This is a genomic window from Reyranella sp. GW821-FHT12G01, from assembly GCF_058806575.1.
This window is the reverse complement of sequence record NZ_JBXAPV010000002.1, coordinates 1-13,523: the sequence shown is the minus strand read 5'-3', so window position 1 is coordinate 13,523 and position 13,523 is coordinate 1. Positions and strand designations below refer to the sequence as shown.

At 65.5% G+C, this 13,523-nt stretch carries 14 protein-coding genes; 6 read left to right on the top strand and 8 right to left on the bottom strand.

Translation table 11 applies throughout. From position 1 onward, the window contains the following. Positions 1 to 24: 24 nt before the first annotated feature. The 4 genes from xth to AC1RP5_RS19545 all read right to left on the bottom strand — a co-directional run bounded on the left by xth (position 25) and on the right by AC1RP5_RS19545 (position 3,258). Positions 25 to 813, bottom strand: a complete 789-nt coding sequence (gene xth / locus AC1RP5_RS19560; protein ID WP_493113461.1) for an exodeoxyribonuclease III — start codon at positions 811 to 813, stop codon at positions 25 to 27. A 40-nt stretch (positions 814 to 853) separates the two neighbouring features. Next, on the bottom strand, positions 854 to 1,834 hold the full coding sequence (locus AC1RP5_RS19555; protein WP_493113459.1) for a Bug family tripartite tricarboxylate transporter substrate binding protein: 981 nt from the start codon (positions 1,832 to 1,834) through the stop codon (positions 854 to 856). Between the two features lie 145 nt (positions 1,835 to 1,979). Next, positions 1,980 to 2,312 (bottom strand): iron-sulfur cluster insertion protein ErpA, encoded by a 333-nt coding sequence (gene erpA / locus AC1RP5_RS19550; RefSeq protein WP_493113458.1) that lies wholly within the window; start codon positions 2,310 to 2,312, stop codon positions 1,980 to 1,982. A gap of 49 nt (positions 2,313 to 2,361) precedes the next feature. Beyond that, on the bottom strand, positions 2,362 to 3,258 hold the full coding sequence (locus AC1RP5_RS19545; protein WP_493113456.1) for a DMT family transporter: 897 nt from the start codon (positions 3,256 to 3,258) through the stop codon (positions 2,362 to 2,364). A gap of 72 nt (positions 3,259 to 3,330) precedes the next feature. On the opposite strand from AC1RP5_RS19545, the gene AC1RP5_RS19540 reads away from it, so the two are divergent. The 3 genes from AC1RP5_RS19540 to AC1RP5_RS19530 are packed head-to-tail and all read left to right on the top strand — an operon-like array spanning position 3,331 to position 7,652. After that, the gene (locus AC1RP5_RS19540) at positions 3,331 to 5,574 is read left to right on the top strand and encodes a CHASE2 domain-containing protein (RefSeq protein WP_493113455.1); all 2,244 of its coding nucleotides are present in this window, start codon (positions 3,331 to 3,333) and stop codon (positions 5,572 to 5,574) included. Next, positions 5,555 to 6,475 carry a glutamate cyclase domain-containing protein gene (locus AC1RP5_RS19535; protein WP_493113453.1) on the top strand — a complete coding sequence of 307 codons (921 nt, stop codon included), beginning with the start codon at positions 5,555 to 5,557 and terminating at the stop codon, positions 6,473 to 6,475. The genes AC1RP5_RS19540 and AC1RP5_RS19535 overlap by 20 nt, the downstream gene beginning before the upstream one ends. A 10-nt stretch (positions 6,476 to 6,485) precedes the next feature. Then, positions 6,486 to 7,652: an acyl-CoA dehydrogenase family protein gene (locus tag AC1RP5_RS19530; RefSeq protein ID WP_493115222.1), complete on the top strand. Its 1,167-nt coding sequence runs from the start codon at positions 6,486 to 6,488 to the stop codon at positions 7,650 to 7,652. On the opposite strand, the gene AC1RP5_RS19525 is transcribed toward AC1RP5_RS19530, so the two are convergent. From AC1RP5_RS19525 to AC1RP5_RS19510, 4 genes are read right to left on the bottom strand one after another with little or no spacing between them, the layout of a single operon-like run. Then, positions 7,649 to 8,758, bottom strand: coding sequence for an aromatic ring-hydroxylating oxygenase subunit alpha (locus AC1RP5_RS19525; RefSeq protein ID WP_493113452.1), 1,110 nt, complete (start codon positions 8,756 to 8,758; stop codon positions 7,649 to 7,651). The genes AC1RP5_RS19530 and AC1RP5_RS19525 overlap by 4 nt on opposite strands. A 22-nt stretch (positions 8,759 to 8,780) precedes the next feature. Continuing rightward, a complete protein-coding gene (locus AC1RP5_RS19520; RefSeq protein WP_493113450.1) occupies positions 8,781 to 9,407 on the bottom strand; it encodes an exopolysaccharide biosynthesis protein in 627 nt (208 codons plus the stop codon). Continuing rightward, positions 9,404 to 10,267 carry an HpcH/HpaI aldolase/citrate lyase family protein gene (locus AC1RP5_RS19515; protein ID WP_493113448.1) on the bottom strand — a complete coding sequence of 288 codons (864 nt, stop codon included), beginning with the start codon at positions 10,265 to 10,267 and terminating at the stop codon, positions 9,404 to 9,406. Before AC1RP5_RS19515 ends, AC1RP5_RS19520 begins: the two co-directional genes overlap by 4 nt. 7 nt (positions 10,268 to 10,274) lie before the next feature. Beyond that, positions 10,275 to 10,730 carry a MaoC family dehydratase gene (locus AC1RP5_RS19510; RefSeq protein ID WP_493113446.1) on the bottom strand — a complete coding sequence of 152 codons (456 nt, stop codon included), beginning with the start codon at positions 10,728 to 10,730 and terminating at the stop codon, positions 10,275 to 10,277. A 107-nt stretch (positions 10,731 to 10,837) separates the two neighbouring features. Here AC1RP5_RS19510 and AC1RP5_RS19505 point away from each other — a divergent pair, with 107 nt between their 5' ends. From AC1RP5_RS19505 to AC1RP5_RS19495, 3 genes are all read left to right on the top strand, one after another. Continuing rightward, the gene (locus AC1RP5_RS19505; protein WP_493113444.1) at positions 10,838 to 11,815 is read left to right on the top strand and encodes an NADPH:quinone oxidoreductase family protein; all 978 of its coding nucleotides are present in this window, start codon (positions 10,838 to 10,840) and stop codon (positions 11,813 to 11,815) included. Positions 11,816 to 11,830: 15 nt separating this feature from the next. Continuing rightward, positions 11,831 to 12,586, top strand: a complete 756-nt coding sequence (locus AC1RP5_RS19500; protein WP_493113442.1) for an SDR family NAD(P)-dependent oxidoreductase — start codon at positions 11,831 to 11,833, stop codon at positions 12,584 to 12,586. Positions 12,587 to 13,182: 596 nt separating this feature from the next. Then, a partial coding sequence (locus AC1RP5_RS19495; protein ID WP_493113441.1) for a hypothetical protein occupies positions 13,183 to 13,523 on the top strand: 341 nt, incomplete at its 3' end.

Genomic DNA, 13,523 nt, shown 5'->3' with positions numbered 1-13,523 from the left:
GGAGACCCGCGGTCCGAAGACCAATTAAGCCGCGACGTCCAGTTCGCACCAGACGGGGACGTGATCCGACGGCTCCGTCTTGCCGCGCTCGGCCTTGTCGATGCCGACCGCGGTCAGGCGGTCGGCGGCCTGCGGCGACAGCAGCAGGTGATCGATCCTGAGGCCGTGGCCCTTTGGCCAGGCGCCGGCCTGATAATCCCAGAAGGTGTAGCACTCGCTGTCGGCGTGGAAGGCGCGCACGGCGTCGGTCAGGCCGAGATTGAGCAGGCTGCGCAGGGCCGCGCGCGACTCTGGCTGACAGAGCGCATCGTTGGCGAAGGCCTTGGGATCGTAGACGTCCATCTCGGTCGGGCAGACATTGTAGTCGCCGCACAGCGCGAACATCTCCTCGCGCGCCAGCAGCTCGCGGGCGTGCTTCTGCAGTCGCTTCATCCAGTCGAGCTTGTAGGTGAACTTCTCGGTGGTGATCGGATTGCCGTTGGGCAGGTAGATCCCACCGACCGTCAGCGGCCCGCGCGGCGTGTGAACACGGCCCTCGACATAACGCGCCTGTTCGTCTTCGGCGTTGCCGGGCAGGGCACGCGCCGTCACGTCGAACGGATGCCGTGACAGGAACGCGACGCCGTTGAAACCCTTCTGGCCGACGATCGCCGCCTTGTAGCCGGCGGCCTCGATCTCGAGCGTCGGGAACGTCGCCTCCTGCGCCTTGATCTCCTGCAGCACGACGATGTCCGGCTGGGCGCTTTCGAGCCACGAGACCAGATTGCCGGTGCGCTTGCGGACGGAGTTTACGTTCCAGGTCGCGATCTTCATCGGTTCGGGCTGCCCTCTGTTCCCGCCCTCATAGCACGCCTCAGTCCTGCGGCTCGATCTTCGCTTCCAGCACGACCTGCCGCCATTTCTCGCTGTCGGCGCGCACGAAGGCCGCGAAGTCGGCCGGCGTGTGGGTCTCGAAGGCTTCCAGCCCCTGATCGCGCAGGCTGGACTGCGCGGCGGGGACGATGACCTGGAAGGCGCCGTTCATTCGGTCGACGACGGGTGCCGGCGTGTGGGCGGGACCGAACAGGCCGATCCAACCGCCGGCATCGACATCGCGCAGCTCAGGAACGCCCGATTCGGCGAGCGACGGCATGTCGGGAAGAACGGGCGAGCGCTTCAGGCTCGAAACCGCGATGCCCTTGGCCTGTCCGGCCTTGATGCGGGCGAGCGCGCCAGGGGCGCCGTCGAACATGAATTGGATGCGACCGGCGGCAAGATCGAGCTGCGCCGGGCCGCTGCCGCGATAGGGAACGTGGATCATGTCGAGGCCGGCGCGCAGTCGCAGCATTTCCATGATCAGGTGGTTGAGATTGCCTTGGCCGAACGAGCCGTAGCTCAGCTTGCCGGGATTGGCGCGGACGTAGGCGATGAACTCGGCGGTGTTGCTGACGGGCACGTCGGACGCGGCGAGCAGGACGAGGGGGCCTTTCGCAATGCCGGCAATCGGCGTGAAGTCGCGCTCGATGACATAGGGCGCGTTCTTCGTGACCCAGGGGCCGCTGGCGATCGGCGAGTTGGAGGTGAGAAGGAACGTGTAGCCGTTGGGGGCGGCGCGGGCGACCGTCGTGCTGCCCATGATGCCCGAGGCGCCGGCGCGATTGTCGATGATGAAGCGCTGGCCGATCTGCGCTGCCAGTGGTTCGAGCAGAATGCGGCCGCTGACATCGGCGGCATTGCCCGGCGGATAGGGCACCACCAGCGTGATGGGCCGCGACGGCCAGGTCTCCTGCGCACTGGCAGGGGCGGCGAGAAGGCTTGTGGCCGAGAAGGTGAAAGCGCGTCGTCCGACGTTCATGGGAACTCCCTGTCGGCCGGACGCTATCAGCCGGTCCGTCAGGGCAGAAGAAGGCGCAGCCGCCACGCGGACACAGGGCTTCCTTCGGCGCTCCCGGACATCGCTTCGCGATGTCCTGACGCTCGGCAGCCGAGCTTTACTCGGCTTAAACGCTAAACGAGTTGCCGCAGCCGCAGGAGGAGGTGGCGTTCGGGTTCTTCACCTGGAACGCCGAGCCGACCATTTCCTCGACATAGTCGAGCTGGCTGCCCTTCAAGAACTCGAGCGAGGTGCTGTCGACCAGGACGGCGGCGCCGTCGTGCTCGATCACGAGGTCGTCCTCGTTGCGCGCTTCCTCGAAGGAGAAGTTGTACTGGAAGCCCGAGCAGCCGCCGCCCAGAACCGCCACCCGCATCATGACGGGCTTGGGCTCCTTGGAAGCCAGGAAGGCGATCCGCTTGGCCGCGTTGGGGGTCACGGAGAAGGTGGTGTCGGTCATACCCACAAGATGTGGTTGGCGGGGCGATTCGTCAATCCCGACAAAAACCCTAGGAAATCAGGGCCTTATGGCGCTCCCGGGCCCTGACGCGCTCGCGGTGCAGGATGTAGAGGCCCGATCCCATGACCAGCGGCAGGCCGTACCAGATGGTCCAGGAGGGCTGCTCCTTGAACCACAGGTAGCCAAAGGCGACGGCCAGGATGATCGAGGAGTAGTCGAAGGGCGCGAGGATCGCAGCCGGCGCCAGCCGCCAGGCCCGGGTGATCAGGATCTGGGCGACGCCGCCCAACAGGCCGAGGGTGATCAACCAGACCCAGTCGATCAGGGGCGGCCACTTCCACTCGGGGATGGCGCAGGCGAGCGAGATGGCGCTGCATACCAGGGCGAACCAGAAGAGGGTCACAACGTCGAGATCGTACCGGCTCAGCAGGCGGACCATCACGGTCGAGAGCGAGTAGCAGAAGGTCGCGGCCAGGATGACCAGCGAGACGACGTGGAACTCGATGCCCCAGGGATCGAGCATGATCAGCACGCCGGCAAAGCCCACGCCGACAGCGGTCCAGCGCCGCCAGCCGACCGGCTCGCGAAGGATCAGGACGGACAGCGCGACCATGAACAGCGGGGCGGAGAAGGAGATCGCGTAGGCGTCGACCAGCGGCATGCGCGGGAAGGCATAGAAGTAGCCGAACATGCTGCCGAAGCCGATGCCGACCCGCAGCGCCTGCAGCCAGGGCCGGTTGCTGCGCACCATCTTCAGTCCGCCAGCATGCCAGATCATCACGGCAACGGGGATCAGGGCGACGCCGCTGCGGAAGACCATGAGCTGGAAGGAGCCGTAGGTGCCGCCCAGACCCTTCACCATCGCGTCCATCGTGCAAAAGAGCACGAGGGCGCTCATCTTGAAGTAGATGCCGTGCAGTGCGGTCTGGCTGGGAGCGTGCGGCAAGGTTGCGCTATTTGGCTCGCGCATCATCCCCTGTAAAGTGAACTTCTTGGGGGACTGGGGGATCACGGGCGCATGAGTTGGTTGTTGCGCTGCATCAATGCGCCGCGTGCGCCGGTATTCATCGCGTTCATCGCCCTGCTGGGCGCTCTCACGCTGCGTTACATGGACCCCGCGGCGGTCACCCGTATCCGCGACTTCGCGTTCGACAGCTACCAGCGCATCGAGCCGCGCACTTACAATCCCGAGACGCCGGTGCGCATCGTCGACATCGACGAGGCCGCCCTCCAGGAATACGGCCAGTGGCCGTGGCCTCGCACGATCATCGCGCGCCTGGTCGACAAGCTCACCGAGAAGGGCGCCGTCGTCGTGGCCTTCGACGCCGTCTTCGCCGAGCCCGACCGCTCCTCGATCAGCCGCATGGTGCGCGACCTGGTGGCCTTCACCGATCCCGAGACGGTGCAGAAGCTCGCCGCGGCGGTGCAGGACAACGACAAGGTGCTGGCCGACGCCATGGCCCAGTCGAGGGTCGTCACGGGCTTCGGCTTCGATGTGAAGGGTGGCGGGAAGCCACCTCGCACCTTCCACGGCGTCGCTTTCGCCGGTGACCAACCCAGCCAGTTCCTGCCGCAGCAGGGCGGCACAGTAAAATCCATCGACATCCTCGAGGCCGCGGCCAAGGGCAATGGCAGCGTCAACACCGACGTCGACAGCGTCGTGATCCGCCGCGTGCCGATGCTTTTCCGGGTGGCCGGATACGATGGCCTCTTTCCCGCGCTGTCGATCGAATCGCTGCGGGTGGCGCAGGAGGCGTCGTCCTATCTGATCAAGTCGTCGGGCGCGAGCGGCGAGATGTCGTTCGGCGAGAAGACCGGCATCGTGGCGATCAAGACCGGCAACCTCGAAGTGCCGACCGACGGGCGTGGCAGGCTCGTGGTCTACGACACCGGCCACAAGGAGGAGCGCTTCATCTCGGCCCGGGCCGTCATGAAGGACGAGATCCCACCGGAAAAGATCGAAGGGCACATCATTTTCGTCGGCACCAGCGCGATCGGCTTGAAGGATCTGCGCAACACGCCGGTGCAGGATGCGGTCCCCGGGGTCGAGCTTCACGCCCAGCTTGCCGAGCAGATGCTGGAGCAGAAGTTCCTGGCGCGGCCCGACTATGCCGACGGTGCGGAGTTCCTCTATCTGGCGGTCGTCGGCCTGCTGCTGGTCGTGCTGCTGCCGCGGCTGTCGGCCGGCAAGATGGCCGTCGTGGCGGCGATCTTCATCGCCATCGGGCTGGTCGTGCCCTGGATCGCCTACTCGAAGTATCACCTGCTGTTCGATCCGATCTATCCGCCGGTCACGTTCGCCGCGATCTATGTCGGCGGCACGGCGCTTGCCTTCATGCGCACGGAGCGGGAGCGGGCGGAGATCCGCGGCGCCTTCGGCATGTACCTGTCGCCCGACTTGGTGGAACAGCTCGCCCGCAACCCGAGCCTTCTCCAGCTCGGCGGCGAGCAGCGCGAGATCACGGTGATGTTCACCGACGTGCGCGGCTTCACGACGATCTCCGAGCAGTTCGACCCGCACGGTCTGACCCGGTTCATGAACCGGTTCCTGACGCCGATGACGGACCTGATCCTCGGGCTCAAGGGCACGATCGACAAATACATGGGCGACGCCATCATGGCGTTCTGGAACGCGCCTTTGCCGGTCGAGCGCCATGCCGCGCGCGCCTGCGACGCGGCGCTCTCCATGCAGGCCCGGCTGGCCGTGCTGAACGAGGAATGGAAGGCCGAGGCTGAAGCTGAAGGGCGCAAGCACATACCGGTGAATATCGGCGTCGGCCTGAACACCGGCCTCGCGTCGGTCGGCAACTTCGGCTCGACCCAGCGTTTCACCTATTCGTGCCTGGGCGACGACGTGAACCTGGCGTCGCGCCTGGAAGGCCAGTGCAAGACCTACGGTGTCGGCATCATCATCGGCCGCAAGACGCGCGAGGAGGTCGAGGATTACGCGACCCTGGAGATCGACCTCGTCACGGTGAAGGGCAAGACCGAGCCGGAGCGCGTGTTCGTGCTGCTCGGTGACGCGTCCGTGTCGCAGACGCCTGCTTATCGTGCGCTGCTCAAACAGCAGGACGAGTTCCTCGCACTTTATCGCACCGGCGGTTTCGCCGAGGCGATCGAGATGATCGCGGCCTGCGAGGCGGCGGCCGCGGCGGCAGGATGGCGGCAGACCTATTATCAGATGATGCGCGGGCGGCTCGACGACCTGATCGACGATTCGCCGGTGGACTGGAAGGGAGTTTATGTCGCCAAGGACAAGTGAGCAGGACCGCCGTATCGCCGCGATCGAGGCCCTGGTGTGCCGCGATGTCGGCCGCAAGACGCAGGAACTGATCGACGCCAATCGCGGCGGGCTGGCGGACGCCGCGACGTCGCTGGCCGCGGCGACGAGGGTCGGGCTGATCACTGGCTTCTTCGTGCCGCGCGGTGACGTGGCGGCACCTGAGACAGATGGTCCGGTGGGAACGGCCTTGCTGGCGGCGGCTCTCGCGGCCTGCGGCGTGCCGGCGCGCATTGCCGTCGACACGCCGAGCGTCGGCGCCGTTCGCTCGGCCGTGAAGGCGACCGGCGAGGACGTGACCGTCGACGAAATCGTGCTCGGCGACGACGGCGCGATCGACGCGCAGGTCAACATCTGGCGACAGGACAAGCTCACCCATGTCGTGGCCATCGAACGTTGCGGGCGCAGCGCCGACGGCAAGCCGCGCAACATGCGGGGCGTCGACGTCTCGCCCTGGACGCTGCCCCTGGACTCGCTGTTCGAGGGCGGCGACTGGGCGAAGCTCGCGGTCGGCGACGGAGGCAACGAAGTGGGCATGGGCAAGCTGCCGGCCGGTCTGATCGCGAAGCACGTGCCGAACGGCGCGGAGATCGCCTGCGTCACCTCGTGCGACCATCTCGTGGTCGCCGGCGTCTCGAACTGGGGCGCCTACGGGCTGATGGCGGCGCTCGCCGTCCTGCGGCCGGATTGGGCGCCGACCATCGCGAAATTCCTGACGGCGGAACGGGACTTCTTCGTAACCGACACGATCGTCAAGGAAGCGGGCGCGGTGGACGGGGTGACGGCGCTGCGCCAGGCCACCGTGGACGGTTTCGGACCGGAAATTCACGGCCCGCTGGTCGACAAGCTTGGTCGCATTGCACGGGGAGAAGGCGCGGACTAGCTTGCGCGCCATGGAAAATCCCTACGCTCCGACACATCCCGAAATCCGCGACGCGGTCCGCCAACTCTGCCTGAAGTTCGACGGCGCCTACTGGCGCGAGCTCGACCGCGAGCGCGGCTATCCGACCGCCTTCGTGAAGGCACTGACCGAGGCGGGCTGGCTGTCGATCCTGATTCCCGAGGAATACGGTGGCGCGGGCCTCGGCATCTCGGCCGCGAGCGCGGTGCTGGAGGAGATCCACAAAGCCGGCTGCAACGCCGCCGCCTGCCACGCCCAGATGTACATCATGGGCACCGTGCTGCGGCACGGGAACAAGGAGCAGAAGGAACGTTACCTGCCGAAGATCGCCACCGGCGAGCTGCGCCTTCAGGCCTTCGGCGTCACCGAGCCGTCGAGCGGCACCGATACGCTCAGCCTTCGCACCACGGCGGTGAAGAAGGACAACAGCACCTACGTCGTGAACGGCCAGAAGGTATGGACCAGCCGCGCCGAGCATTCCGACCTGATGCTGCTGCTCGCCCGCACCACGCCGCGCGACCAGACCAAGAAGAAGACCGATGGCCTGTCGGTGTTCCTGGTCGACATGCGCTCGGCGCTGGGCAAGGGCCTCACGATCCGGCCGATTCGCACGATGATGAACCACAACAGCACCGAAGTGTTCTTCGACAATATGGAAGTGTCGGCCGAGAACCTGATCGGCGAGGAGGGGCAGGGCTTCCGCTACATCCTCTCCGGCATGAACGCCGAGCGCGTGCTGATCGCCTCGGAGTGCATCGGCGACGGCAAGTGGTTCATCGAGAAGGCGGTGAATTACGCCAAGGAGCGCAAGCTGTTCGGCCGGGCGATCGGCCAGAACCAGGGCGTGCAGTATCCCATCGCGCGTGCCTACACGCAGATCGAGGCCGCGGACCTGATGGTGCGCAAGGCGGCCTCGATGTACGAGGCCGGCATCAATGCCGGCGCCGAGGCCAACATGGCCAAGATGCTGGCGTCGGAAGCCTCATGGGCCTGCGCCGAGATGTGCGTGCAGACCCATGGCGGTTTCGGCTTCGCCGAGGAGTACGACGTCGAGCGCAAATTCCGCGAAGCGCGCCTCTACACGGTGGCCCCGATCTCGACCAACATGGTCCTGAACTTCGTCGCGGAGCATGTGCTGGGGCTGCCGCGGTCCTACTAGCCGCCGACAGCCTCGACGATCATCCGCTGGAAGTGGATGACGAGATGCTCGCTGTTGGTCAGGAACCGGCCCGTGTCGGGAATCCCGCCCAGCAGCCCACGCTGGACCGAGTCCGTCAGCGCATCGTCCTCAGCCGCGACCTGCTTGTTGAAGGCGACGAGCGACTTGGCGAAGTCGTCGCTGACGCCCGGCCCGAAGAACTGCTCGGAGAAGCCCTTGGTTGCATTGGGGCCGTCCGGGGTCCAGACGTCGATCGACAGGTTCGGGAAACCCGGATTGATGTTGATCGTCACGTTGGGCCACAGGAAGTGATACTGCGACTGCGCCACCGCGCCTGAGACGTCGTACAGCTTGATCTTGCTCTTTCCCTCGAGCGCCGCCGGCCGCACCTCGCCGGTCTGGCTCGAGAAGTAGCCGTGCGTCTTCAGCGTGTAGACGTCGGGCCGCACGTCGATCGCGGCATTGAAGCCGGGATGGGCCACGGCGCAGTGGTAGCATTCGAGATAGTTCTCGAGCATCGTCTTCCAGTTGGAATTCGACTGCCACTCCTCGCGGCTGTAATGCACAAGCGTGTCGAGCACGACGCCGCTCTCGGCGATCAGGTCGAGCACCGGCCCGTAGCAGGACTTCACGCTCGGCGCCTCGGCATCGAGATTGACGAACATGAACGGTCCCAGTGCTTCGGCGCGGATCGGCAGCAACGGGAAATCGGCAAGATTGAAGTTTGGCTCCGATTGCGAGCGCGGCACGCGTCGCAGCCCGCCTGTCAGATCGTAGGTCCAGGCGTGGTAGCCGCACTGCAGGCTCTTGGCATTGCCACGGCCTTTCATGACTTCGTGGCGGCGATGACGACACACGTTCACGAAGCCGGCGAGGCCGTTCTCGTTGCGCACGACCGCGACGGGCACGCCGCCAGCATAGCCGGTCACGTAGTCACCGATCTCGGTGAGCTGCGACAGTGGGCCGACATAGTTCCAGCTCTTGCGGAAGACGTGCGTGATCTCGCGCTCGGTGACTCCAGGATCGGTGTACCAACGGGCCGGAAGGGACTCACCACGACCGAGGGCGGCAAGCAGGCTGGGGGAGGTATCAACGATCAAAGTCATGGCGGCAGCTCTTGGTTGGTAGCTAGCCGAAGATAATCCCTCGCAGCGTCGAAATTGCGGCCGTGATTGCGGCATGGCCGACCATCAATAAAAACACGGTCCAGCAGGCAGTTACGGCCGTCAGCAGCCATCCCAGCATGGCCATTAAACCGTCATCTTCGATCAGGGCAAAACAGAAGAAGAGGATCGCCCAGGCGGGGAAGAAATTGTCGAAGGGAATCGGCAACGCGAGGATCAATATGTCGACCGCCCACGCGAGCAACAGCAGCCGGCGCGGCAAACCGTTCACCCACCATTCGTAACGCGCGTGGACGGTGTTCTCGAGCCACTGAATGAAGCGGCGCGCACGGGCGAGGAAATGCTGCAGCTTGCCACGCGGCAGACCACGCTTGCCGATCATCAGCGGCAGCGATGGAACCGGCCGTCCGGCAAAGTATTGCGCAACGATGTAGAGCATCGGCACGCCAGTGATCGTCGACAGCCACGGAATGCCGGTCGGAATGATGTTCGCGATGTTTATCGCGAGGACGGCGAAGGCGAATGAACGGCCCGCAAACCCTTCGAGGAACTCGTTCAACGTGAGAACCGAATTGCGGTCTCCGCTGAACAGTTCGTCGAGCGTTGTTAAAAGGCCGAAATTATCCTTCATCCACCCTTCCGCGAGACCAGGCGGCGGGCCAGCACCAGATGCGGCTTGTCGAGCATCTTGCCGTCCATGGTGAGGACGCCGGCGCCGGGATTGCCCTCGAACGTCGCGATGACTCGGTTGGCCCAGTCGATCTCGGCTTCGGTCGGCGTGAAGACGTCGTGGATGATTGCGACCTGGTCGGGATGGATGGCGATCTTGCCGCCATATCCCATGCGGCGCGCATCCTGTGCCTCGGCGCGCAGGCCTTCGACGTTACGGATGTCGGGATAAACCGTGTCGTAGGCTGTGACGCCTGCCGCGACCGAGGCCATCAGGTTGACCGTGCGTGCGAGCTTGAACGTGTCGTCATAGACGCCGGGCGAGGGGCCCTTCGCCAGCGCGCCGAGATCTGCCATCAGATCCTCGCCGCCCCAGGAATGGCCCATCAGGCGGGCGTGCTTCGCGGGCGCGGCGGTGAGCGCCAGGATCGCGGCGGCGCTCTCGGTGGCGATGGTGAGGATGCGGGTTGCGCCGCGCTCGATGCCCTCGCGCGCTTCGAGTGCATCGAGATAGTTCGACATCAGGTCGAGATCGGCCTGGCCGACGCACTTCGGAAACACGATGCCGTCGGGCTTGCCCTGCATCACGACAGCGAGGTCGCCCAGGGTGAGGCCGGTGTCGAGTGCGTTGACCCTCACATAAAGCTTGGGACCGGCGCGGTTTGCGCTCTTGAGATAGGCGAGCGCCATGTCGCGCGCGACCATCTTGCGATCGGTGGCGACGGAGTCCTCGAGGTCGAGGATTAGACCGTCGGGACCGGAGGCGGGACCCTTGGCGAGCTTGCGCTCTGAATCGGCAGGGACGAACAGGAAGGAACGCATCTGTCTCTCAGCTCCTGGGCTTCTTGCGCATCAGCGCCTGGCGAGTGCACTCAGCCACGATCTCGTCGCGCTGGTTGATGGCGGTGTGGGCGAACTCGACGATGCCGGCGTCGGGCCGCGACTTACTCTCGCGCAGGCTCACGACCTTGGTTCGCACCCTCACCGTGTCGCCGTGGAAGACCGGCTTGGGAAAGCGCACGTCGGTCATGCCGAGATTGGCGATGGTCGTGCCGAGCGTCGTGTCGTTCACGGTGATGCCGATCATCAGTCCGAGCGTGAACAGGCTGTTCACGATGCGCTGGCCGAATTCGGTCTTGGAGGCGAATTCCTCGTCGAGATGCAGCGGCTGCACGTTCATGGTGAGCGAGCTGAACAGGACATTGTCCATTTCGGTCACGGTGCGCGTCCATTCGTGCTCGAACACGCGGCCGACGGTGAAGTCCTCGTAATAAAGCCCTGCCATCTTTCTCCTCGCGGAAGTCGATCCTTCCTAGCATGGATGGACGCTGGCCGGCTCGCCATCGTATCAATGACGCCACAGGACGAAACACCGAAATGGGGAGTGAGACGATGCGCGCGATGCTGAGCGAAACGCCGGGCGGACCGGAAAGCCTGAAGCTGGTCGAACTGCCGTCCAAGCCGGTCGGCAAGGGCCAGGTGCGCGTCGCCACGAAGGCGGCGGGCGTCAACTTCCCCGACACGCTGATCATCCAGGACAAGTACCAGTTCAAGCCGCCGCGCCCGTTCGCGCCCGGCCACGAGATCGCGGGCGACATCACCGAGATCGGCGAGGGCGTCACCGGCTACAAGGTCGGCGATCGCGTGATCGGCATGATCGGCAGCGGCGGCTACGCCTCCGAAGCCGTAGTCGACCAGATCCAGCTCCTGCCGATGCCGAAGAACATGAGCTACGAGGATGGTGCGGCGTTCACCATGACCTACGGCACCTCGTACTATGCGCTGAAGCAGCGCAGCAGCTACAAGCCCGGTGAGACGCTGCTGGTTACCGGCGCCTCGGGCGGCGTCGGCCTCACGGCGGTCGAGCTGGGCGCGCTCATGGGCCTGAAGGTCATTGCCGCCGTCGGCTCCGACGAGAAGATGGAGATCTGCAAGAAGTACGGCGCGACGATGTTCGTGAACTACGCCAAGGAGAAGATGCGCGACAAGGTCAAGGAGCTGACCGGCGGCAACGGCGCGGACATCATCTACGACGCGGTCGGTGGCGACGCCTTCGATGAATCCGTGCGCTGCATCGCCTGGTACGGCCGCCTGCTGGTGGTCGGCTTCGCGGCGGGCCGCATCCCCTCGCTGCCGGCAAACCTCGCGTTGCTGAAGAGCTGCGACGTGCGCGGCGTGTTCTACGGTGCCTGGCGTGGCCGCGAACCCGCCGAGGCCCGCAAGAACTTCGACGAGATGCTGGCGTGGTACGGCGAAGGCAAGCTGAAGCCGCACATCTCCATGCGCTTCCCGCTGGAGAAGGCGGCCGACGCCATGAACGCCCTGCTGTCGCGCAAGGCGACCGGCAAGGTCATCATCGAAGTCGCCTGAGGGCAGGAGGCTCGCGTGGGTAGACTGTCCGGCAAGATCGCGATCGTGACGGGCGCCGCTTCGGGCATCGGCGAGGCCTCGGCCAAGCTGTTCGCCGAGGAGGGCGCACAGGTACTGGCAGTCGACCGGCCGGAATCGGCGATCGACACGGCGCATGCCGGCAACAAGTCGATCGCGTCGTTCGCGGCCGACATCACGGGCGACGATGCGCCGAAGACGATCGTCGCCGCCGCGCTCGAAAAGTTCGGCGCGCTCGACATCCTGTTCAACAATGCCGGTGTCAGCGGCCGCGCCTTCGTCGAGGAGATGACCGACGACATGTGGGACCGCGTGAACGCCGTCAACGTGCGCGGCATGTTCCGGCTCTGCCGCGAGGCTATTCCCGCCCTGAAGCTCAGGGCGCGGGAAAGGGGCCGGGCGCGCATCGTCAACACGGCCTCGGTCATGGCCTTCGACACGGATTACGGCCTCGCGGCCTATTGCGCTTCCAAGGCCGGCGTCGGCGGGCTCACGCGCACGCTGGCGCTGGAACTGGGCAAGTTCAACATCACCGCCAACTATGTCTGCCCGGGCGCCATCTACAGCGGCATGACGCGGACCAATTTCGACAAGCCGGAAATCCGCGAAGTCTGGGAGAAGAAGGCGGCGCTGCGCCGGCTCGGCCAGCCCATCGACATCGCCCGCGGCGCGCTGCTGCTGGCCTCCGATGACGCCGACTTCATCACCGGCCACGAGCTGGTGGTCGACGGCGGCCTCACCTTGCGCACCTGAGACGCAAGCCAGCCTGAAGTCTCCAAGCCGGGCGGGCGTGAGAAGCCGCCTGGGCAGCATGTTGGAACAGACACAGTCGCGGATAGCGGAGGATCATTTCGCCGTCCTTTGTCCATTTGCGGAAGTCCCTCCGGCTACGAGTGTGGCGAAGCTTTTTTTAAGAATCTGCTGCGCTGTTTCATTCGCTCATCGAGGCAGCGCCACCGGTTACGCCATGGAGGGCTGGGGCGGAACCCGCAAGCAACAGAGCCTTCACGTCCTTCAGCCGACGATCCGTTCCGCAGGCTAGCCATCGCCAGGCTCCGGCCGTATCGATTCCAGTCGGCGGTTCTCTTCAGATTTCCCGCTTGCAAAATCAAAGTCCGGTTCATCAGCAACCTGAGGGCTCGCTTCTCACAGGAGAGATACCCTTGGGATCATTTGATGGCCGTGGCGGTGATACTGCCCATCCTTCGTTGTCGCCGGCCCTGTTGCCGCGTGCCTTGTCGCGGCCATTGAGCGCCGACCGCCCGGAAGGTTGACCCCGCGGCGAGCGTCGGCCGCTTCCCTTTTCGACGCGACCGCCGGCACCGATGGGCCGCGGAACGGAGACCGACATGGCAAGTATCGAGACAGAAGGGCTGCCTTCGGCAGCGCCTGCCGCGGAGTCATGGCCGCGCAACGAGCTGGGCGACGACCATCCGCTGGGCCTTCAGGCCGACGAGATGGTCGCGCGGCAGCTTGACACCCGGTTCGCGGGCGAGGTGCGCGGCCTGGTGACCGACCCGGCGACGGGCCTCGCGGGCCGCGACCCCGAGGCGGCGCTGGCCGGCATCGCCGGGACCATTCCGCTTCTGGCTGAACTGAAGGACCGGTACCTTGCGCAAGCGATCGGCCCGCGCCAGAAGGCGATGCTCGAGCCGCTGATCGACCGCCGCCTCGACCGCGCCGGCGGCGA

Coding starts and splice junctions, on each gene's coding strand:
- AC1RP5_RS19505 (WP_493113444.1), top strand. CDS start 10,838: ATGCGCGCGATGCTGAGCGAAACGCCGGGCGGACCGGAAAGCCTGAAG.
- AC1RP5_RS19525 (WP_493113452.1), bottom strand. CDS start 8,758: ATGACTTTGATCGTTGATACCTCCCCCAGCCTGCTTGCCGCCCTCGGT.
- AC1RP5_RS19515 (WP_493113448.1), bottom strand. CDS start 10,267: ATGCGTTCCTTCCTGTTCGTCCCTGCCGATTCAGAGCGCAAGCTCGCC.
- xth (WP_493113461.1), bottom strand. CDS start 813: ATGAAGATCGCGACCTGGAACGTAAACTCCGTCCGCAAGCGCACCGGC.
- AC1RP5_RS19530 (WP_493115222.1), top strand. CDS start 6,486: ATGGAAAATCCCTACGCTCCGACACATCCCGAAATCCGCGACGCGGTC.
- AC1RP5_RS19535 (WP_493113453.1), top strand. CDS start 5,555: ATGTCGCCAAGGACAAGTGAGCAGGACCGCCGTATCGCCGCGATCGAG.
- AC1RP5_RS19555 (WP_493113459.1), bottom strand. CDS start 1,834: ATGAACGTCGGACGACGCGCTTTCACCTTCTCGGCCACAAGCCTTCTC.
- AC1RP5_RS19520 (WP_493113450.1), bottom strand. CDS start 9,407: ATGAAGGATAATTTCGGCCTTTTAACAACGCTCGACGAACTGTTCAGC.
- AC1RP5_RS19540 (WP_493113455.1), top strand. CDS start 3,331: ATGAGTTGGTTGTTGCGCTGCATCAATGCGCCGCGTGCGCCGGTATTC.
- AC1RP5_RS19510 (WP_493113446.1), bottom strand. CDS start 10,730: ATGGCAGGGCTTTATTACGAGGACTTCACCGTCGGCCGCGTGTTCGAG.
- erpA (WP_493113458.1), bottom strand. CDS start 2,312: ATGACCGACACCACCTTCTCCGTGACCCCCAACGCGGCCAAGCGGATC.